Genomic DNA, 19,667 nt, shown 5'->3' with positions numbered 1-19,667 from the left:
AAAAGACACTTAATAAACTTCAAATTTAACTGAATAATGGATTGATAGGATTTGACAGTAAGCTACCTCTTCCTAATAATTTTTCCGGAAAGTGGGTCCTCTCCATCCAGTTGCAAATTGTAGTAATAGACCCCAGCATGACTGACAAAGGATGTCCCATCTATTATCAATTCATTTACACCAGGGCGAGTATCTACATTTTTCACGTAAATGATCTGCCCTGCCAGATTGCTGATATAAAGTTTACCATTTGTCTGATTCCTGGAATAAAACTCCAATGTAAATACATCTGAAAAAGGGTTTGGGAATACGAGGTGTTCAGTGCCGGCCAACTTTGCTAAAACAGGCTCAGGAGAGGACAAGGGTTCTTGAGGCTGTTCTGAATATCCGGGCATAATCGTGCTATCTCTTGGGAGTAGTGGAATGGTATTTATTTGTGAATCCATCCAGGAAAGGCGAGCATTGATCCAGTTTTTCAAATAATTAATTTCGTCTTGGTAGGTATTTCCAACATATGCATTTGGCCAGACATATGAACCCAAAATCGGGAACTTATAAAAATTCCTGGTCTTTGCCTCTGACACCACATTGGCACAAGAATCGATAAAGGAATGTATGCTGGACAAACTCAAAGAAGCCTCACGCAGTTCATTCCAGCGCCACCTAAGCTCAGAATTAAAATAAGGGTCAGACCTTAATTTGTCCCACCAAAACGGAATTTCATAATCATCACCGGCACCCAGACCATCTGCTACCCAACCTGCTGTCTGGTCAGCACTGAAAAAATTACCATTCCCAAAAGCTAGATTATAATCCCAAAAGGGACCCATCACAATTTTTCCGCCATCGCTATCCTTCTGCTTATAGAAATAAGTACTCACCCGATAGGCATCCAGATTTCGCGAAAGTTCATTGATCAGGTAATAATCTAAAAAGGACTGAACATCTACATAGGCTCTGTAACCTTTTTCGGAATCCTTAAAATCATTACCATGAAGCGCGCTTTCGAATGTTGTAATGTATTGTTTAATATACTCCGCCTGAACGGGTAGTAATTCATCATATCCCGGATCAACATAACTTATCGGAACCCATCTACTGCCTGTTCGTCCAATGTAGGGTGAAATCCAAGTACCTTCATCATCTGGCCGACCTATCTTCAAGATATATCCACCGGTCAACTCATCTCCACTGATATCATTTGATGTGACCGTCGCAATGTCTACTCTGTTTACGTCACGTTTAATTCTTTCGGTAAGAATGTAAACTCCTCTATACTCACCATTAATAAATAATTCAAAAAAACGAGTTCTTGGAGACCATCTGCCTGTGGAATTACCAAGATGATAGGCTAAAACATTTCTGATCAGACTCTTATCAGAATAAGGGCCATGGAAAACCCAGTCATTTTCAGACGGCAAACCAAGTAATGCCACATTATTGTTAGTCCCATCAAAATACCTGGTCTCAACCGTGTAACCTTTCTTTTCGAACCATTGTGAAGAAAAACCTCTTATCTCAATGCCTATATGTGCGTTGTACTCATAATTAGTATCGTAAATGCTATTAACCCCAGAAGCATTATTAATCACCTTCATCCGGGCATTGATTTTAGGCTCATCGACAATAGTTTGCCCTTCCGTATCAATTAGGAAAATGGGAAGGTTACTTTCCTCAAATGATACCGGCTCCTCAAACCAGTATGGTGTGGGATTATAAATAATCGTCTCACCTGAAATTTTAGCTTGCAAAAACATCCTTGCCGACATATCAGTGGAGGTCGGAGAAATATTGATCACTTGTACGGATATGATATTTTCGCCACTAACTAATATTCCGGGATTCAATTCAAATCTTTCCGGCGCTAGCCCACGATACAGCAATGCTTCATGATCATAGCTGAGTGATGCATTAAAGCTTGGAGGATAACCATAAACATTTCCGGACCGGGCAACCTCAATCCCGTTTATGTAACAAACGAATCCATCATCATAATCAATGTCCAAAAGCAGCTCCTGAATAATAGAAGCATCAACCAGAGTTACTTTCTTTCTCAGATAGATTGAACTCGCACCTTCCACAATTGTCTGATCATCACTATCTCCATAGCCAAAACCGCCCTGGGCCGTTTGCCAGGCATCATCTACAAACCCAAGTGTATGCCAATCTGAAGGTGGTTCTTGTGTTGCAGGTAAGTATTTCCAACTGTCACTCTCTAATACTATTGACTCCCAATGACTCTGTGCCAGCATAGAACCGGAGAATGTCCAAAACAAAGGAATACACAAAAAGAGTCTAACCAACATACTGTAAAGGTATCAACTGATAACTACGCATGAATTAACAGATCAATTCTGAAATTTCATTGGGAAAGTATAAAACATCATTGCTGAGCATGGAGTTCTAGAGACCAATGAATACAAACAAACCATTAATAATTCATAACGATCTTAAATGAAGCCATAGCAGGATTCAATAGCGTTAATTATATTTAAATATCAAGCCTACTGTACTTCCAATGTAACCAAAGATCGTATTGGACTAAATAAGACAACAAACGAAAGAATATATTCAACTTACTCACCGCACGATGAAAAGAAGTAATCTCAGCTTTATGCCGGAATTTTTTGACCGGTATATCAAACTTGTAGATGAGTCAATAAGCCTTCTTAGAGGGCTTGCAGAAACTCAGGAAGCCTTCTCGGACCTTGAAGACGAACTTGTTGAGGTTCAGGATTACCGCTACCAACCCGAGAAATGGACACCCAGGGACATGCTTCAGCATGTAATTGATAATGAGCGCATACAGTCCTACAGGGCACTGGCCATCGCAAGAGGTGAAAAGGTGACCTTACCGGGCTATAATGAGAACAGCTACGCCGCAAACACCACAGCCAACAATCGAAACCTGGACGAGCTACTGGACGAGTTTAACGTCGTTCGACATTCAACTATACTCTTATTCGACTCTTTCAGTGAAAAACAGATGTTAATAGAAGGCATCTGCTTTGAAATAAAGGTGACACCACTGGCTTTAGGCTTTCAAATTATTGGTCATCAGCTTCATCACCTGAACGTATTAAAGGAGAGGTATTTAAATCTGATAGCTTAAGACTTTCGGTATTTGTCATTTAGACCAATACCCGCCTTGATCATTGGGATAATTTTCTCCAATCTTGATTGTTTGGTTTCCAATCGTCTGGCAGTATCAATGTATTCGACAAATTCCCGTTGTTTAAACTTTGTAAATTCCTTAAAAGCAATTTTCAATTCCAGATCCAGATCCAGAGTATGCCTCAACTCTTCGGATATTAACAATTCCTTTTCACGTTGTGGTCTTATCTGCTTGCCAGCCCTATGATTGGCCATTGCCTCCTCTACATATTCACTGATAATACTTAGTTCTGATTCCACTTCTTCCAGAGAATCAAACCGCCACTGTCTTTGTGCTTTGGTAACTCCCTTCTGGGCATTGATTAGTTTCTTCTGTTCATCTCTTAGAAGAGCTCCCTGATGAAACCATATGGCCACATGAGCCTTGAATGCCACTATTCCCAGAATGTTTTTTCCATCCAGCGTATAACAAGGAGCTCCCCATTTAATTACCTCCTGAAGATCAGTTTTCAATAGGACGGCTCTGAGCATATTTAATGAATCAGCCCATTGACCACTGGTATCTATATACTCTTCTACAGACATTCCTTTCTTCATAGGACAATTGATTCAGATATCCAGACAAGAATTTGTGTCTCCCTTTTTGATATGATAAATTAAATAACAAAACAGATATTGAATATTCAAGGAGTAGGTTTCATTTAATAAATGAGTATGAAAAATTCATTTCTATTGCTTCTAATTACTTTGGCTCTTACGGCTTGCAAAGATGAAGAAGTGAAGAACACCAACAATTCTACATCGAAAAACTCGATATCGGCCATTGTAGCCAAGACTGAGTGGAGTGCTACCAATATCCAGGCTTTTATCTCAGTGGATGAACTGATCATTTCCGGATCGAACCCAGATGATTTCCGCTCCCTCGTTTCACTGACTTTCCCTGCCAGCATTCGGGAAACACAGATATCACTAGGCGAAGTCACAAATGTGGGAAGAGTAACCATTAATGATAGAACACTCATCTCAAAGAGTGGTACGCTCACTATCGTCTCTCATGATACAATTGCAAACAAAATAGAAGGGGAATTCGATTTTTTGGCAGAAGATGTGAGCGATAGCAGCGTATCAACCCAGGTAACAAACGGATCATTTGTCACTTTTTACGATGAATAAATAGCACTTTATCTTTCATTGTGGATCTGCTAGTGTTAACCTATGCCTGCATGATCTATTTTCTTTCCAGCATATAAACAGCAATCAAAATAAACCCAACCCCAGTTATGCCGGGTGGAAGTATGGAGGCCTTGAACGAGAGGTAGATCATAACTACCCCGAGGATAATCAACAATATAGGAATCAGCTTTCTCATCTGCTTTTTATTAAGATAATGAAAGATTACATGATTTACAGAATCCGGGACCTTGTAAAGCATTTGCAGACCATTGCGATTATTCGTAAATTCAGCAACTCCGCTCGATCATGGAACCTATCGGATATATCGCTTCTTTTGGGATTGGTCTTATCCTTGGATTAACCGGTGGTGGAGGTTCATTACTTTCCTTACCAATCCTTGTATACCTTTTTTCGGTTGGGGTTATTGAGGCAACCTCCTACTCTTTGTTTATTGTGGGTATAACCAGCTTGATTGGGGCTGCTCATCGCTATTCGAGTGCAATGATCAGCCTGTATCTGGTAGGTATATTTGGTGTCCCCTCCATTATTGCTGTTTTCATTACCAGGGTATGGATTATTCCCACCCTTCCTGAAGAAATTTTTCAAATTGGAGCTTTTCATTTTAACCAGCGGCAACTCATACTTTCCTGTTATGGGATCCTAGTAATTATCGCATCGATCTTCATGATCACCCACAGGGAAAGCCGATTTTTCCAGAAATCATTTACAAATAATCATCAGCCAATAAGGTTGATCCTCTTTGGAATCCTAACAGGATTTATCACGGGGTTCATTGGTTTGGGGGGCGGTTTTATGATCGTACCTTTATTAATGTTGATAGCCAATGCTCCATTTAAAACAGCAGTTGGTACCACATTGCTCATCATCGCGGCAAAATCTTTAGTGGGTTTCATCGGCGATCTGAATATCTACGTGATAGACTGGTTTTTAATTCTGTCAGTTAGTGCTGTCTCTGTACTGGGCATTCTGCTGGGCAATAAATTTTCAACACAGATATCCGTTCAGTTGTTGAAAACTGCATTTGGATGGTTCATTCTCATCATGGGCAGCTCTGTGTTACTTTTTGAACTAATCATTAAGGGTACATCATGAAAGAAGGTCTCTACGTACTTGGGTGTATTGTTCTTGGGCTTTTCCTGGGCTTCTTGAGTTTCGCCTTACTGCATTATACGGTCCCGGATTGGTTTCATTTAAAAGAAGAGGGTCAACAAACTCAACTCATAGTACAAAAGCCATGGAAACTAAAAAACGTACCAGCAGATCTTCCGGGAGGCGAAAAAGGTCTGTTAATCAAATACGGGTATGACCTTATTGTTGAGACCTCAAACCATATCGGGCCACTGGCTCAAGATGAAAATATGCGGTTTGCTGGCAATAATCTAACCTGTAATAATTGTCATCTCAAGGCCGGAAGGAAAATTGGTTCCGGATCATTTATAGGCGTTTACAACCGATTTCCACAATTCAGAGGAAGGGAAAATAAAATGGGCACGCTTGAAGATAGAATCAATGGATGTATGGAACGTAGCATGTCCGGCAAGGTACTTCCTGTAAGCAGCAAAGAAATGGCCGCTATGGTGGCCTATATGAAATGGCTTAGCGAGGATGTACCAGAGGACGTTGAAAAACTTTATAAGGGATATGTCAGCATCCAGATACCGAATTATAAAGCGGATCCTGACATTGGTAAAAAACTGTATAGGGAAAAATGCCAACATTGCCACATGGAAAATGGCCTTGGCACCAAAAAGGTTGAAGAGACATTTACCGGATATTTATACCCCCCAATAGGAGGACCGGACAGTTTTAATGATGGAGCAGGAATGAACCGCGTGATAACTGCAGCCGAGTTTTTAAAGGGAAATATGCCTTTAGGAGCCACATATGATGTTCCGGTATTAACAGATGAAGAGGCCTACCACCTGGGTGCCTATATCAATACCTTTGATCGGCCTGTCAAAGAAAACAAGCAAGCCGATTTCCCGGATATAAAGTTAAAACCAATCTCAACTCCATACGGTCCCTGGGCCGATGACTTCTCCCCTGAACAACATAAATTCGGGCCATTCCCGCCCATCATGGATTTCTATAAAAAAGAATATGGTTTAGTTAAAAATAAATAATCGTTAATTGGCTTCTTTGATGTAGCCCCAACCCTCTGCCTGCTTTTGCAGGATTTCCAGAATACCATCGGGAACCGTACCTACTCCATCAATCAAAGCAGATTGATCCAGTTGATACCTGGCAAGGGTCATTTTACAAACATTGATGGTCACATTGCCATTGGAGAGCGCCTCCTTGATTTCCTCCTTAACAGATGATTTTTCCTTCAGTAGCATATCCAGTGCTCCACTGTATACTACAAGCTCAAACTGTGCATCCGGATAGGCTTTGGCCATTGATTTGACATGCCTCATTGCCGCCTGATGGATTTTTTCATCCGGGCTTGTCACATCGAATACAACCTTGAAATCCTGGGCTATACCGATTTCGGCTATCGCCAAAAAACCAATAATTAGTAGTAGCCTTTTCATAACTCTGCCGATTAACCAACGCTTGAGTCAATGTAGGCAATTCCATTTTTGGCCAAACGCCCTAGTACCCATACACCGGATGGTGCCAATCGGATTCCCGGATATTTAGCTGCCACGAATTCCTTATATACAACATCAGGTTCTAGCCCATTTGCCTGTGCCACTATGCCACTGTATACTTTATAAGCCATATTACAGACGCACACCATGGCTCCTTTCCCCATCAATGCTTTCAATCCTACCAGTTGCGGCATCGGTAAGTCGCCCTCTCCCGGGTCATAAAGATGATTCCTCTTGGTGGTTGTACCTGTTTTTGGGTCGTCACCCTTTAAGTACTTACCCAGGTCATACTTTTTGATCAGGTCATCTTGAAAGGAATACAGTATCCCATGATGCCTCAGCACATGCATTACGCCGAGATCATTTTCAGCAATTCCTGTTTCAGCATTAGTCATATAATATACATTGGACCATATAACCCCCCAGGGATTGGCCTGACTTACATCATAAGCCACCGGGTACTGCTTTTTGCCTTGTTTTTTGATATCGGCGTCTAACTCTGAACTACCGCCCGGGAAGTCGGAAAAGTCAAGAATTTCAGGACCCAACTTGGCCTGAAGAGGAAGCGACATAAGGGAAAGACCTGCTGTTACGCCAGCAGCCATGGTCCCCATAAAGGCCCTGCGAGAGCCTGATGATGGATTAATGTTTTTCATGTCAATAATGTAAGAGTGTGATTAGAATCTTTGTATAAGTTAGGAAATAAAGAGACTCATGTCAACACCATCAACATCAATGAATTACCACCATCAAATGGGATTCACTTAATTAATTACAGAAAACGTTAAATACGGATTTATTTAAATAAAGCCATAAATTTTAGTCTATCAGCTCCCTAAAATCAAGGTATACCTCTCCCTTCACTCACTCATCCCTCAAAGACTTCACGGGATTGGCCCGTGCCGCCAACCATGATTGTGAACTAATGGTTACCCAGGCGATAACCATTGCAAGGAACCCGGCCATCACAAATGTCGTAATCCTGATATCGGTCCGGTAAGCAAAATCTTCCAGCCACTTAGTCATGGCCATATAAGAAACAGGTATAGCTACGAAAAATGCCACCATGACCAGCTTAAGAAAATTGATTGATAGCAGATTAACAATATCTGAAACAGATGCACCGAGCGCCTTCCTCACTCCTATCTCCTTCGTTTTTTGCTCCGCCGTAAAGGCCGCCAGGCCAAAGAGACCTAAACAGGCAATGATCACTGCCAGTACCGCAAACACGGTAAACACCTGCCCTACTTTCCTTTCACCAACATAAATCTGATCGAATCGCTGGTCCATAAAGTGATAGGCAAACGGCTGACCCGGAGCAAAATCGGACCAGGTCCTTTTCAAAAAGTCTAGCGTTTCGGCAATATCCCCGGTTCCGGTCTTTACCAGCAACCAGCTAGGATATTTCCCTACCTTAAGTACTAAAGGCTCTATTTTCGATTTCATTGATTTGAAATGGAAGTCCTCCATTACTCCAATAATACGGTACCCCACTGTATACTCTCCATTCTCATCACCTTCAATGGAGTATAATTTCTTTCCAATCGGATCTTCATATCCAAACGCTTTAATGGCTGCCACATTCATAATACAAGCTGCCGTATCTGATGGAAGATCCTTTGAAAAGAATCTCCCTTCCCTTAGTTGAATACCCAAAACATCATCGAAATCCGCATCGACCCAGGCCTCATTAATCACCAGACTGTTTTCAGAGGTAGAAACCGGGTCAGTAAAATGGAGATCATTATTACCATTGTCCGTTACGGGAGTAAAATTGGACAAAGAACTGCTGATTACATTGGCGTTTTTTCGCACCTCATCGCCAAAGGCTCCTGCTGCTTCCCTCAAAATCCAGACGTCCTTAACCATTATTACCTGTTCCTTATCAAAGCCTAACTTCTTATTTTGAATGAAAGAAAGCTGATCGAAGACAATGGCCGTACCGATAATCATGATAATAGAAATGGAAAACTGAAACACCACCAGAATGCTTCTAACTGGGCCACTCTTCACCCCCTGCACCACCTTTCCTTTTAGTACCTCTGCCGGCTTGAAGGCTGAAAGGTAAAATGCCGGGTAACTTCCGGCAGCCACCCCAACCGCAACCACGACGATTAACATAATCAATAGGTATTTTGGGCTGATCAAAACACCAAAATCCATCGTTTTGGAAGCAAGTTCTCCGAAATATGGTAAAAGGATAATTGTTAATACAATGGCCAGAAGAAACGAAACGAAAGTCAGAAAGATCGTCTCCATGATGAACTGAATAATCAACTGCCTCTTAAATGCCCCCATCACCTTTCTCACACCAACTTCCTTAGCCCTATTGGCTGATCTGGCGGTGGAGAGATTCATAAAGTTGATACATGCCAGTGTCAGAATGAAAAGGGCAATAATTGAAAAGATGAAAACATACTTGATATCCCCGTTATTTGCTAATTCATCATTATAAGCAGAATATAAATGTATATCTCCAAGCGGGAATAGTTCAAAACTTAAACCATTATCCCCATTCATAAATTCGCTCATTTCCATATTCAGAAAACGCTTAATCAACGGGGCACAATACTTATCAATTACCTCAGGAAATTTGGCTTCAAATTCCTCTTTTGTGGTTCCTTTCGATAGTTTTAGATAGGTGTGAAAGCTGGTATTCAGCCAATTATCGTTGTCCTCTGTCCATTTGAAAGTTTTCATGGACAAAAGGATGTTGTGATGGAAATGAGCATTCTGGGGTATGTCTTCATACACTCCGGTTACCTCGTAGTCAGCTTCATTATCGAGAACCAGCACCTTTCCAACAGGATTTTCATCTCCAAACATTTTTCTGGACGTCGACAGGTCCATCACTAAGGTGTTGGGTCTTTCCAAACAAGTGGCCGGATCCCCATACACCATGGGCAGTCCAAAGAATTCAAAGAAATTTTGCTCGGCCATGAGCACCGTCTCTTCTTTGAACGTCTCCACAGTACCCTTCTCCTTTATGAACCAATTACCGGTCACCCTAAGCCTCGTGGACTCCTCCACTTCCGGGTAATCGGCCTTTAAAGACCTGGCAACAGGAGGTCCCACCGTGGATGCCTTGATCTCTGCTCCATTGAGCTTGCCAATAAAATCGACGCGATAAGTGCGGTCTGAATCTTTAAAGAATTTATCATAAGAAAGCTCATCCAATACAAACAGCGCAATCATCATGAAACAAACCAGACCAATGGTCAATCCTAAAATATTGATGAGCGAGTAGAACTTATGACGCAGGAGATTCCTGAGGGCGACACTAAAGTAGTTTTTATACATGGGCCAGGCTATTTTCTAAAAAGATGTCGTAAAGACCTCTTGGGTTGCACTGAGTAACACATTATTCACTTCTGAGTGATCTGGATGGATTAACAGAAGCGGCTATGTAGGATTGTAGTCCCATAGTCATCCAAGCGATCCCTGCTGACAAGAGACCGGCGATAATGAAAATCCAAATATTCAGTTCCGTTCTATAGACAAATTGGTCCAGCCATTGTCTCATCCCCAAATAAGCAATGGGGGCAGCTACTAAAAATGCCAGGCCAATCAGCTTAATAAAATTCCATGATAGCATACTCACTATCTGAAAAGCCGAGGCCCCAAGTACCTTTCTGACACCAATTTCCTTCACTCGTTGCTCGGCAGTAAAAGAAGCCAAACCAAGTAACCCAAGACAAGCAATAAATATGGTTAGGAATGCAAACACCAGAAATATTTGCCCGATGCGTTGCTCTGACTCATAGTAGCTGGCAAACCTTTGATCCAGAAAAAAGTAATCAAATGGCTGACCCGGAGCTATCTCTTCCCACACCTTTTCGATATGGTCTACCACGGCTTTGGTATCTTCAGAATTGAACCTGAAAACAGCCATACCTTCTGGTTTCTCATAAAGTCTGAAAAGGATTGGATCAATATCCTCTTTCATCGATTGGTAATGAAAGTCCTCCATCACGCCTATGATGGTATATTTTACGGTTTTCTCATCGTCACCAAATGTCTCATAAGTAGATATTCCAAACCCAATTGGATCCTTTATGCCCATTTGTTTGACCAGGGATTCATTGACTATAATCGACAAAGAATCGGAACCGTATTCTCGAGAAAAATTTCGCCCGGCTACCAACTTCATTTGCATGGTCTGCACATAGTCATAATCCACTCGACGATGATTGATCACGTAGGAGTCTTCCTGATTGGCAGCATTGCCTTTCCAGTAAACACTGTTATTGCCGTCTGAACCAATCGGTACAAAAGAAGCTAGTGCCCCGGAAGAAATTCTTGAATCCCTAATCACCTCTTCCTTGAATGCGCTCTCCTTATCCCCGAGTATCCAAACATCATCGACCGCAATCACTTGTTCTCTATTAAACCCGAGCCTTGTATTTTGAATAAAGGAAAGCTGATCATAGACAATGGCAGTGCCAATGATCATGGTGATTGATATAACAAACTGAACAACGACCAAAACACTTCTAAGTCGTCCGCTTTTCATGCCCAGATTCAATCGCCCCTTCAAAGTTTCTGCCGGTCGAAACCTGGAAAGGTAAAACGCCGGGTAACTTCCAGCCAACATGCCTGCCATTAGAGAAATTATCAGGATGATGACAAGAAACTCAGGTGAATACAATGCCTCGGTAGCCAGGTGCTTGCCCGAAATAGCGTTAAAGTAAGGCATCAGCATGGAACAGATGAACAATCCAAGCACTGTTGAGATCAGGCTGATAATAACCGCCTCTGATAGAAACTGCCGAACCAGTTGTCCCCGGACTGCTCCCATTACTTTGCGTATTCCCACCTCTTTAGCCCTTCCGGCAGATCGGGCAGTAGCCAAATTCATAAAGTTGATACAAGCAAGCAAAAGGATGAAAACGCCAATGGCTGAAAAAATGTAGATGTACTTTAAGTCCCCGTTTGTCTCAATTTCCCCTAGCTTATTGGAACCCAAATGGATGTCGGCAAGGGGTATGATATAAAAGCCAAACTTATTACCAGACTCCACCATTTCTTCGAAGCTGGTGTTCATATATTTTTCCAGATCCGGACCAATTTTCGTGGTGACCAGCTCCGGTAGCTTGGACTCGAAAGCGGCAATATCGGCCCCATCCTTAAATTTTAAATAGGTATTGAAGTTGAATCCCAGCCACATTGGTGCATAGGCCTCCTCTCTATCCAGCATGGTCAGCATCACCCTAAAATGAAAATGAGAATTCTTGGGAAGGTCCTGATAAACCCCTGTCACCTCATACTTATCCCGGTTATCCAACACTACCGTCTTTCCAATAGGGTCAATATCACCGAACACCTTCCTAGCCATCGTTTGATCTAATACAACAGTATTTGGTCTGCTAAGGCATGTTTCAGGGTCCCCCTTGATCATCTTTGTTTTCCAAAACTTAAAGAAGTTGGGATCTGAATAGGTAATATCTTTTGATTGCAGTTTGAACGTTTCCATTGTTCCTTCCTGCTTCAAAAACCAGCTGCCGGTCACCCTAAAACGAAAGGCATCCTCCACTTCAGGGAACTCATCAATCATCGTTTGAGAGGCAGGCGCACACATCAATGCAGTATTGAAATCATTTCCATTCAATACCCCGTTGAAATCGAACCGATAGATGTTCTCCTGGTTCTCAATGTGCTTATCGTAGGTCAGCTCATCCTGAACGAAAAGAGCAATAAAAAGAAAACAGCTCAGTCCAATCGAAAGACCAAGAATATTGATAATGGAGTAAAACCTGTGTTTGGTCAGGTTCCTGATGGCGATGTTAAGGTAATTTTTGAGCATAGCTAATATGAGTAATTATCATCAACATGGAAAATATAATGCCAAATCAAAATACTCCTGCTAATCGACCGATGGATCAAGTACGCAAAAGGCTGTTAATTGAAATAAAGGCACATTTTCATCAACAGAGTGGCGTCTAAGCAGACCATTGGGATGGTCCTTTTAAGTTCTAAAACCGAACATTTAGCCTCAAAATAGTGATCGGAAACGAACACTATTGAAGGAATTCGATTATCACTTATCCATCAAAATTGCAGCACAATACCAACCCAGTTGCGACTGACATTTGCAAACACCAATGAGATAATGGGGATCAAGCCATATTTTTATAGAGTAGCTTTAAAAAGTTCGTTTTGATAATGATCATATATCTGGATTAGCATTCATCCCTCTTTCCTAATACGAAGGGATTGCCTCAGGTCGTTGATTTTGCTACTACTTTTCCATTGGACTAGGCGTCCCCATAAAAAGCTAGCAAAAATCAAGGCTGTGAAGTAATTCCGGAAATTCCTTCAATGCCCAATTCCTCTATGCCAGATAGCAGGAGACTGTTTGAAAAGTCGGGGGTTGATTTCCTTTATTAGCGCTAGAGTCTGTCATGTCATGACTAGAGTGTATGTTTTGGGAGGAATACAATCTCCCCACAAAAATTTTGTTTCATCCCATTCACCTGCTCTGTTGCAATTGCATTGCGATGAAAATCTTCAAACCCTGCTGAATAATTAGCTCCTCTAAACTTTTTTCACAAAAAAAGCCCCTTGATTACTCAAGGGGCTTTCCTATTTGATAGATTAAGTTTTTAGCTTAAGCCAATACTTCTTTTACTTTCTGTGCAGCGTCTTTCAATACAACAGCTGAAACTACTTTCAAGCCAGACTCATCAATGATCTTGGCTCCTTCTTCAGCGTTGGTTCCTTGTAGACGAACAATAATCGGCACATTGATTTCACCAATGTTTTTATACGCCTCCACAACACCATTCGCTACTCTGTCGCATCTTACGATACCACCGAAGATATTGATAAGGATTGCTTTTACGTTAGGGTCTTTCAGGATAATTCTGAAACCAGCTTCTACCGTCTGGGCGTTTGCCCCACCCCCTACATCAAGGAAGTTTGCAGGCTCACCACCAGAAAGCTTAATGATATCCATGGTAGCCATCGCAAGTCCGGCACCGTTTACCATACATCCTACGTTACCATCAAGCTTTACGTAGTTGAGACCGCTTTCACCAGCTTCAACCTCCAAAGGATCTTCTTCGCTGATATCTCTTAGCTCAGCAAGGTTTTTGTGTCTGTACAAGGCATTGTCATCAAGATTTACCTTCGCATCAACAGCTAGAATTTTGTTATCAGAAGTTTTCAATACCGGGTTGATCTCAAACTGAGATGCATCGGTGCCCAGGTACGCATTGTAAAGTGCGTAGATGAATTTCACCATTCCTTTGAACGCCTCACCTTCCAGACCTAACGCGAACGCTACTTTTCTCGCCTGGAAACCTTGCAAACCAATCGCAGGATCGATCCACTCCTTTACAATTTTCTCGGGAGTTTCCTCTGCGACTGTTTCGATGTCCATACCTCCTTCTGTAGAAGCCATGATCACATTGCAACCTTTAGCTCTGTCCAAAAGGATAGACAAATAATATTCTTTAGGCTCTGAATCACCAGGGTAGTATACATCCTGGGCGATCAACACCTTACTTACTTTCTTACCTTCCGGACCAGTCTGGTGTGTCACCAAAGTTCCGCCAAGGATAGCCTCCGACTTAGGAGCTACCTCTTCAAGGCTTTTCGCAAGCACAACACCATTAGATCCTGTCTCGTTGATTTTACCTTTTCCGCGTCCACCAGCGTGGATCTGTGCTTTAACCACGTACCATGAGGTACCAGTTTGTTTGTTAAGTTCTTTTGCTGCTTCCAGGGCCGCTCCAGGGGTGTCAGCTACGATCCCTTCCTGGATAGTCACACCATATCCTTTTAGGATTTCTTTGGCTTGGTATTCGTGGATATTCATGGATTTGAGTTTGAATTTGATGAATACTGAGAATAAAGATGCTTACTCCCATGCATTTTTCCGGTGCGAATGTACGCCATAAGGCTTGGTTTTTCAAGAATTGAAACAATTGGTTTGGTTAAAAAATCCAGTCTCTATATTTGCAGCATGCTCAAAGCTCAAGGTATTTTCAAGGCCTACGGATCACTTCCGGTACTGAAAGGCATCGAACTTTCTATCGCTCCAAAAGAAGTGGTATCTGTCGTTGGATCATCAGGGGCAGGCAAGAGCACCTTGTTGCACATTCTGGGTACACTGGACCGACCGGATCAGGGCACGCTGAAAATCAATGATTCGGATGTGTTTAATCTCAAAAGACAACAATTAGCTGCTTTCAGAAATAAGGAAATCGGATTCATTTTTCAGTTCCACAATCTGCTTCCAGAGTTTACGGCATTGGAAAACATATGTATCCCCGGACTCATCGGAGGACGGTCTGAAAAGCAGGTGAAAGCCCGCGCTAATGAGTTGTTGAAAATTTTGAATTTATCCGAACGAGCAGATCATAAACCAGGTGCTTTATCCGGTGGAGAACAACAAAGGGTTTCAGTAGCCCGGGCCTTGATCAATAGCCCCTCCATTGTTTTTGCAGATGAACCAAGTGGTAACCTTGATTCCAAAAATGCTGATGAATTGCACCAGTTGTTCTTCGACCTGAGAGATCAATTAGGTCAGACGTTTGTAATTGTGACTCACAATGAGGCCCTTGCCGACATGGCTGACCGCAAGCTGGTAATTTCCGACGGCATCATAGAAAAATAGCATGTTCTTTTCCAAAGGAGTACAATATATGCTCATCGCCACCTTCGTTTTTGTGGTGATGAAAGTATGTGTGAAGCTGGTTCCTCACATTCCGGCTATAGAGATCATCCTGTTTCGATGCATTATTTCTATCAGCATTTGTTTGTATTACCTCAACAAGCAGAAAGTCAGCGTCTGGGGAAATAATAAACCCGTGTTGATCCTTAGGGGGTCCGCCGGAGCATTTGCACTCATCACCTACTTTTGGCTACTTCAGGAAATCCCACTGGCCACTGCGGCTACGCTTCAGTATATAGCGCCGATTTTTGCCACCATTTTGGGTATTTACCTGGTAAAAGAGAAAGTGGCGAGCTTCCAGTGGATATTCTTCCTTATGAGTTTTGTAGGTGTGATCATCGTTCAGGGCTTTGATGCACGCATGTCGACCACACATCTCCTAATCGGCATTGCCTCCGCCATGGGAACCGGACTGGCCTACAACTTTGTCAGAAAACTTAAGACCTCAGAGCATCCCTTGGTGATCATCTTCTACTTTCCTTTGGTCGTACTGCCTATCGCGTCTATTTGGTCCGTCTTTGTTTGGGTCCAGCCACAGGGATGGGATTGGGTCGTACTATTAGGGGTAGGCATCTGCACGCAGATCGCACAATATTTTCTGACTAAAGCCTACCAAAGCGAAGAGGTCTCAAAAATTTCAATATTGAACTACGTGGGACTTGTCTATGCATTGCTCTTCGGCTGGTTTCTTTTTGATGAAACCTTCAACTGGATGACTTATGCAGGTATGGGGTTGGTGTTATTGGGGGTGATTTTGAATGTAGTTCTGAAGGAAAAGTTGGCAGAAAAGCCTGCGACAACATAGAAACAAGATGAGACATTTAACTTTACCATTCAAAACATTAAATTTTATAATTATAAAGGATTTTAATAACAGCAAAAACCCGTCAGTTCGAGAAAATGCTCCATTTTTTAGATAATAGAGAATAACTAATAGGAACATAAGCGGCAAATGCCGGGGAGGCAGCCCAATTGGCTGCTTTTCTTTTTTATCCCGTCAAAAGCGAATAGATAATGATCGTTGAGATTGCGATCATCAAGAACGGGACATAAACCGTTTTTATTTTGATGGCTAATTCTTTCATCTAGAATGATATTCAAGCTAACAACCGCATAGGTAACATCGCCTCACATATGCGAAATAACGTGACAATTTATCCAAACATCCCGAAAGGCGGTTTATTCGTCCAGTGTTAACACCCGCCATGGGCGAAGAGTCCCTACGGTGACTCTGAGGAGAGCAATTAAAGCAATTCTGAACCAAAATGCGATCTTTTGTTCTGCCGAAGACCTGGTTAGAAATCCTTTCTTTCAGATTTTTTGACCATTGTGAATATGGGAATCATGACCCATATGAGCAACATGGCAATCGAGCTTAGAAGTCCTGTCCCGGTACCAAAGAATTTTTGAAAAAGGGCTCCAGTGTAACCAAGCAGGGCAGAAATATCCAGTTTTAATAAGATCATGATCCTTGACAGGTCAATGGGGTTTAGAAAGCTGGCTGTCAATGCCAGGTTGTCCAAAGGGTAGTCATTAAAAACCACCAGGGATATGAGAAACAATCCATCATAGATCACCGCAAAGAACAGCCACATGAGGATGGCGTATCCAAAGCCTTTGATTTTATTGGTGTTGAACAGGGCAATATTGATCGATAGCGCGACAAAAATGAAAGTGAGAAAGGTCCCCGAAACCAGTAACATGAGAAAATTGAATATCTCAGGAGATTGAAAGATGCCATAGATCAGAAATGGTATCCCAAGGCCCATGGTAAGGCTAAGCGCCAACGAGATGGAAATTCCCAGGTACTGCCCCAAAAAGATGCGCGATCTTCTGACCGGCTGAGCTAGTAACAGTTCTGTAAACTCGCGGGAATTATAGAAGTACATGACACCGAATATGGTTCCTATCATAGGAGTAAGCACCACGATGATGTTCATGAGCGTTATGATCGCCTTGGACAAATCATTATTTAGAAACAGCAGGGAGAAACCAAGGATCAGGTAGAAAACCAGGTAGATATAACTCCATCTGCTACGGATCAGGTCAGAGAAACTATATTTCAAAATCTTGATCATGGTTCTAAAATTGTCGCGATCGAGTGTTCAAGGTCCTCGCTGCCGGTTTTTGATTTCAGATCTTCTAAAGTCCCCTTGAAAAAAATCTGACCTTCAAGCAAAAAGATGATCTCATCAGCAAGCTCTTCTACCAGGCCCATGATGTGGGAGGTGATCAGGATGATCTTCCCTGCGTTTTTCTCTTGTTGGATCAGATCCTTGAGCTTGATAAGGGAAACAGGATCAAGTCCCGCGGTTGGTTCATCCAGTACGATCACCGGATTATCAAACATGAATGTGAGCACAATATTGACCTTTTGGCGGGTGCCACCGGAAAGTGTTCCCAGTTTCTTGTCCAGGGATTTAGCTAACCCAAACAGTGAGATTAATTGCTCCGAATGGGCAGGCTGCTGACGAATATTTTTGATCATATTGATAATCTCCACAACGGTGAGGTTATCTGGAAACTGAGCGACCTGGGGCAAGTAGCCAATTTTGTTTCGGTATTTAAACGATCTGGAAATGTCTTTTCCATCAAATAGCATTTTACCTGTTTCCGGGATCACCATTCCCAGTAAAATCTTCAGAAAAGTGGTCTTCCCGGACCCGTTTGGTCCCAGCACAGCAAAAATTCCGGGGTTGTTCACCTCAAAACTGATATCATCTAATACGGTCAGTTTCCCGAATGATTTTCCTATGTGTTGAACAGCAATCATAAGAACATTTTCATTGAAGGTGAATCATCGACAAGGTCATCGGGCGTAAAGACCGGTGAGACCTTCTCTGAAAAATTAATAATATCTACAAACAGACTTCTTAGCAACACGATGGTCTCCGGCGTCTGATTGACGATGTAGGAGAACAACTTCACCGGTCGGTATGGAATGTCCCCTTTTCCGTCTTTATCAAGATCATATCCAGTGTACTCACTCCAGAAATTACCATGAAAAGTGTTGTCATTCATCCGGGAGTTGTAAGAGATATCAAAGGAATTTCCAATGAAGTTGTTATGACTGAACTGATTGGAATAACAGCCTCCTGAAACCTTAATAGCCCATCCATTTTGTTTTAAGGTATTATTGAGGTAGTTGACACGGGACGACCCATCCACATAAATGCCCATGGTGTTCTCCTCGAATCGATTATTGATCACTTCACCGTCATATATTTCTTTCAATAAAAGTCCGTAAGAAGCCGTTCCCCAGTTTTTGATGAAGTTATTGCTTTCCATCCGGATCCATTTCGAAAACATGACTGCCACCCCTGCCCCATTGTTTTCAAAAGTGTTGCCGACGTAATCATCATGGCTTGAAAACATAAAATGAAGGCCATAGCGGACATTTGCATGGGTATGGTTTTGGGTAACCTGGCTGGCACTCACAAACTCCAGGTAAATCCCATCTCGCATTCCGGACACCTCATTATTAGTAATTTTTACGCTGTCGCAGTGCCATAAATGGATGCCATTACCTGACTCGTCTTCCCTTTTGGCATTTCCGTTCACCCTGTTATCACGGATCAATCCATTTCTTGATTTCTCTACCAGTATTCCAAAAAATGACTGGTCTATTTTGTTAGCAATTATCCGGAAGCCTGAAGTGCCGGAAACGTAAATGGCTGCGTAATCTTTCGTATAGCTTTTCCCTGAGTTGTTAATCTCAAAGCCTTCAATAGTGATATTATCTGCTAATAGCTTCAGTACATAACTTTCATTTCCACCATCCAGAACAGCACCTTTTTCTCCGATAAGGGTGAGTGGTTTCTCAATGAATAGATTTCTGCACTCGTAGGTTCCTGGTTTTACCCTGATGGTATCGCCATGGTTAGCCATCTCAATAGCCTGCTTTAGTGAAATCAGACCCTCTTGAGGAGAAACGACAATTTCCCTGCAGATCCCCGAGAGGAAAACCATCAGCAAAATATTGGATATGGTAATTCGGAGAAACATAACTGTTTCAAAATTTATACAAAAAAACGGATGGCTTAGATTGGAGAAAATAGCTCAATCATGCATTCCCAATACGGGGTTCA

General features: G+C 42.1%; 17 protein-coding genes. 6 read left to right on the top strand and 11 right to left on the bottom strand.

The annotated features are described in order from the left end of the window. Nucleotides 1-62 precede the first annotated feature (62 nt). The gene (locus tag NXR94_RS15245; protein ID WP_258105527.1) at nucleotides 63-2,306 is read right to left on the bottom strand and encodes a CotH kinase family protein; all 2,244 of its coding nucleotides are present in this window, start codon (nucleotides 2,304-2,306) and stop codon (nucleotides 63-65) included. Between the two features lie 284 nt (nucleotides 2,307-2,590). On the opposite strand from NXR94_RS15245, the gene NXR94_RS15240 reads away from it, so the two are divergent. Continuing rightward, on the top strand, nucleotides 2,591-3,112 hold the full coding sequence (locus NXR94_RS15240; protein WP_258105526.1) for a DinB family protein: 522 nt from the start codon (nucleotides 2,591-2,593) through the stop codon (nucleotides 3,110-3,112). Here NXR94_RS15240 and NXR94_RS15235 read toward each other — a convergent pair. Next, on the bottom strand, nucleotides 3,109-3,711 hold the full coding sequence (locus NXR94_RS15235; protein ID WP_258105525.1) for a YdeI family protein: 603 nt from the start codon (nucleotides 3,709-3,711) through the stop codon (nucleotides 3,109-3,111). The genes NXR94_RS15240 and NXR94_RS15235 overlap by 4 nt on opposite strands. A 117-nt stretch (nucleotides 3,712-3,828) precedes the next feature. On the opposite strand from NXR94_RS15235, the gene NXR94_RS15230 reads away from it, so the two are divergent. Beyond that, the gene (locus tag NXR94_RS15230) at nucleotides 3,829-4,287 is read left to right on the top strand and encodes a DUF6252 family protein (RefSeq protein ID WP_258105524.1); all 459 of its coding nucleotides are present in this window, start codon (nucleotides 3,829-3,831) and stop codon (nucleotides 4,285-4,287) included. 55 nt (nucleotides 4,288-4,342) lie between these two features. Here NXR94_RS15230 and NXR94_RS15225 read toward each other — a convergent pair whose 3' ends face one another. Beyond that, nucleotides 4,343-4,483, bottom strand: a complete 141-nt coding sequence (locus NXR94_RS15225) for a hypothetical protein (RefSeq protein WP_258105523.1) — start codon at nucleotides 4,481-4,483, stop codon at nucleotides 4,343-4,345. 110 nt (nucleotides 4,484-4,593) lie between these two features. Here NXR94_RS15225 and NXR94_RS15220 point away from each other — a divergent pair, with 110 nt between their 5' ends. Both NXR94_RS15220 and NXR94_RS15215 read left to right on the top strand, forming a co-directional pair. After that, nucleotides 4,594-5,400 (top strand): sulfite exporter TauE/SafE family protein, encoded by an 807-nt coding sequence (locus NXR94_RS15220; RefSeq protein ID WP_258105522.1) that lies wholly within the window; start codon nucleotides 4,594-4,596, stop codon nucleotides 5,398-5,400. Then, nucleotides 5,397-6,431: a c-type cytochrome gene (locus NXR94_RS15215; protein ID WP_258105521.1), complete on the top strand. Its 1,035-nt coding sequence runs from the start codon at nucleotides 5,397-5,399 to the stop codon at nucleotides 6,429-6,431. The genes NXR94_RS15220 and NXR94_RS15215 overlap by 4 nt, the downstream gene beginning before the upstream one ends. A 3-nt stretch (nucleotides 6,432-6,434) precedes the next feature. On the opposite strand, the gene NXR94_RS15210 is transcribed toward NXR94_RS15215, so the two are convergent. From NXR94_RS15210 to sucC, 5 genes are all read right to left on the bottom strand, one after another. Then, nucleotides 6,435-6,842: a DsrE family protein gene (locus tag NXR94_RS15210; protein WP_258105520.1), complete on the bottom strand. Its 408-nt coding sequence runs from the start codon at nucleotides 6,840-6,842 to the stop codon at nucleotides 6,435-6,437. Nucleotides 6,843-6,853: 11 nt separating this feature from the next. After that, on the bottom strand, nucleotides 6,854-7,558 hold the full coding sequence (locus tag NXR94_RS15205; protein ID WP_258105519.1) for a hypothetical protein: 705 nt from the start codon (nucleotides 7,556-7,558) through the stop codon (nucleotides 6,854-6,856). Nucleotides 7,559-7,766: 208 nt separating this feature from the next. Beyond that, nucleotides 7,767-10,202: an ABC transporter permease gene (locus tag NXR94_RS15200; RefSeq protein WP_258105518.1), complete on the bottom strand. Its 2,436-nt coding sequence runs from the start codon at nucleotides 10,200-10,202 to the stop codon at nucleotides 7,767-7,769. Nucleotides 10,203-10,263: 61 nt separating this feature from the next. Next, nucleotides 10,264-12,705: an ABC transporter permease gene (locus NXR94_RS15195; RefSeq protein ID WP_258105517.1), complete on the bottom strand. Its 2,442-nt coding sequence runs from the start codon at nucleotides 12,703-12,705 to the stop codon at nucleotides 10,264-10,266. 804 nt (nucleotides 12,706-13,509) lie between these two features. Further along, a complete protein-coding gene (gene sucC / locus NXR94_RS15190; protein WP_258105516.1) occupies nucleotides 13,510-14,721 on the bottom strand; it encodes an ADP-forming succinate--CoA ligase subunit beta in 1,212 nt (403 codons plus the stop codon). 147 nt (nucleotides 14,722-14,868) lie between these two features. Between sucC and NXR94_RS15185 the strand changes: the two genes are divergently transcribed. Then, complete coding sequence (locus NXR94_RS15185; protein WP_258105515.1) at nucleotides 14,869-15,522, top strand: ABC transporter ATP-binding protein; 654 nt, start codon at nucleotides 14,869-14,871, stop codon at nucleotides 15,520-15,522. A 1-nt stretch (nucleotide 15,523) separates the two neighbouring features. Beyond that, nucleotides 15,524-16,384, top strand: coding sequence for a DMT family transporter (locus NXR94_RS15180; protein WP_258105514.1), 861 nt, complete (start codon nucleotides 15,524-15,526; stop codon nucleotides 16,382-16,384). 490 nt (nucleotides 16,385-16,874) lie between these two features. Here the strand turns inward: NXR94_RS15180 and NXR94_RS15175 are convergent, their stop codons facing one another. Genes NXR94_RS15175 through NXR94_RS15165 form a run of 3 tightly spaced genes read right to left on the bottom strand, consistent with a single transcriptional unit; the run spans nucleotide 16,875 to nucleotide 19,584 of the window. Then, entirely contained in the window at nucleotides 16,875-17,657 is a 783-nt protein-coding gene (locus NXR94_RS15175; RefSeq protein WP_258105513.1) for an ABC transporter permease, read from the bottom strand. Beyond that, a complete protein-coding gene (locus NXR94_RS15170; protein WP_258105512.1) occupies nucleotides 17,654-18,352 on the bottom strand; it encodes an ABC transporter ATP-binding protein in 699 nt (232 codons plus the stop codon). The genes NXR94_RS15175 and NXR94_RS15170 overlap by 4 nt, the downstream gene beginning before the upstream one ends. Then, the gene (locus tag NXR94_RS15165; RefSeq protein ID WP_258105511.1) at nucleotides 18,349-19,584 is read right to left on the bottom strand and encodes a nitrous oxide reductase family maturation protein NosD; all 1,236 of its coding nucleotides are present in this window, start codon (nucleotides 19,582-19,584) and stop codon (nucleotides 18,349-18,351) included. The genes NXR94_RS15170 and NXR94_RS15165 overlap by 4 nt, the downstream gene beginning before the upstream one ends. Between the last annotated feature and the right edge of the window lie 83 nt (nucleotides 19,585-19,667).

Source organism: Marinoscillum sp. MHG1-6, assembly GCF_024714475.1.
Classification (GTDB): Bacteria; Bacteroidota; Bacteroidia; order Cytophagales; family Cyclobacteriaceae; genus JAMZMI01.
The sequence above is the reverse complement of the archived record's forward strand: the minus strand, read 5'-3'. Positions and strand labels throughout refer to the sequence as shown.

Excerpts from the sequence above, each read along its gene's own strand:
- NXR94_RS15225 (WP_258105523.1), bottom strand. The coding sequence starts at position 4,483 with ATGAGAAAGCTGATTCCTATATTGTTGATTATCCTCGGGGTAGTTATG.
- NXR94_RS15180 (WP_258105514.1), top strand. The coding sequence starts at position 15,524 with ATGTTCTTTTCCAAAGGAGTACAATATATGCTCATCGCCACCTTCGTT.
- NXR94_RS15185 (WP_258105515.1), top strand. The coding sequence starts at position 14,869 with ATGCTCAAAGCTCAAGGTATTTTCAAGGCCTACGGATCACTTCCGGTA.
- NXR94_RS15230 (WP_258105524.1), top strand. The coding sequence starts at position 3,829 with ATGAAAAATTCATTTCTATTGCTTCTAATTACTTTGGCTCTTACGGCT.
- NXR94_RS15210 (WP_258105520.1), bottom strand. The coding sequence starts at position 6,842 with ATGAAAAGGCTACTACTAATTATTGGTTTTTTGGCGATAGCCGAAATC.
- NXR94_RS15170 (WP_258105512.1), bottom strand. The coding sequence starts at position 18,352 with ATGATTGCTGTTCAACACATAGGAAAATCATTCGGGAAACTGACCGTA.
- NXR94_RS15175 (WP_258105513.1), bottom strand. The coding sequence starts at position 17,657 with ATGATCAAGATTTTGAAATATAGTTTCTCTGACCTGATCCGTAGCAGA.
- NXR94_RS15195 (WP_258105517.1), bottom strand. The coding sequence starts at position 12,705 with ATGCTCAAAAATTACCTTAACATCGCCATCAGGAACCTGACCAAACAC.
- NXR94_RS15165 (WP_258105511.1), bottom strand. The coding sequence starts at position 19,584 with ATGTTTCTCCGAATTACCATATCCAATATTTTGCTGATGGTTTTCCTC.
- NXR94_RS15245 (WP_258105527.1), bottom strand. The coding sequence starts at position 2,306 with ATGTTGGTTAGACTCTTTTTGTGTATTCCTTTGTTTTGGACATTCTCC.
- sucC (WP_258105516.1), bottom strand. The coding sequence starts at position 14,721 with ATGAATATCCACGAATACCAAGCCAAAGAAATCCTAAAAGGATATGGT.
- NXR94_RS15240 (WP_258105526.1), top strand. The coding sequence starts at position 2,591 with ATGAAAAGAAGTAATCTCAGCTTTATGCCGGAATTTTTTGACCGGTAT.
- NXR94_RS15200 (WP_258105518.1), bottom strand. The coding sequence starts at position 10,202 with ATGTATAAAAACTACTTTAGTGTCGCCCTCAGGAATCTCCTGCGTCAT.
- NXR94_RS15215 (WP_258105521.1), top strand. The coding sequence starts at position 5,397 with ATGAAAGAAGGTCTCTACGTACTTGGGTGTATTGTTCTTGGGCTTTTC.
- NXR94_RS15220 (WP_258105522.1), top strand. The coding sequence starts at position 4,594 with ATGGAACCTATCGGATATATCGCTTCTTTTGGGATTGGTCTTATCCTT.
- NXR94_RS15205 (WP_258105519.1), bottom strand. The coding sequence starts at position 7,558 with ATGAAAAACATTAATCCATCATCAGGCTCTCGCAGGGCCTTTATGGGG.
- NXR94_RS15235 (WP_258105525.1), bottom strand. The coding sequence starts at position 3,711 with ATGAAGAAAGGAATGTCTGTAGAAGAGTATATAGATACCAGTGGTCAA.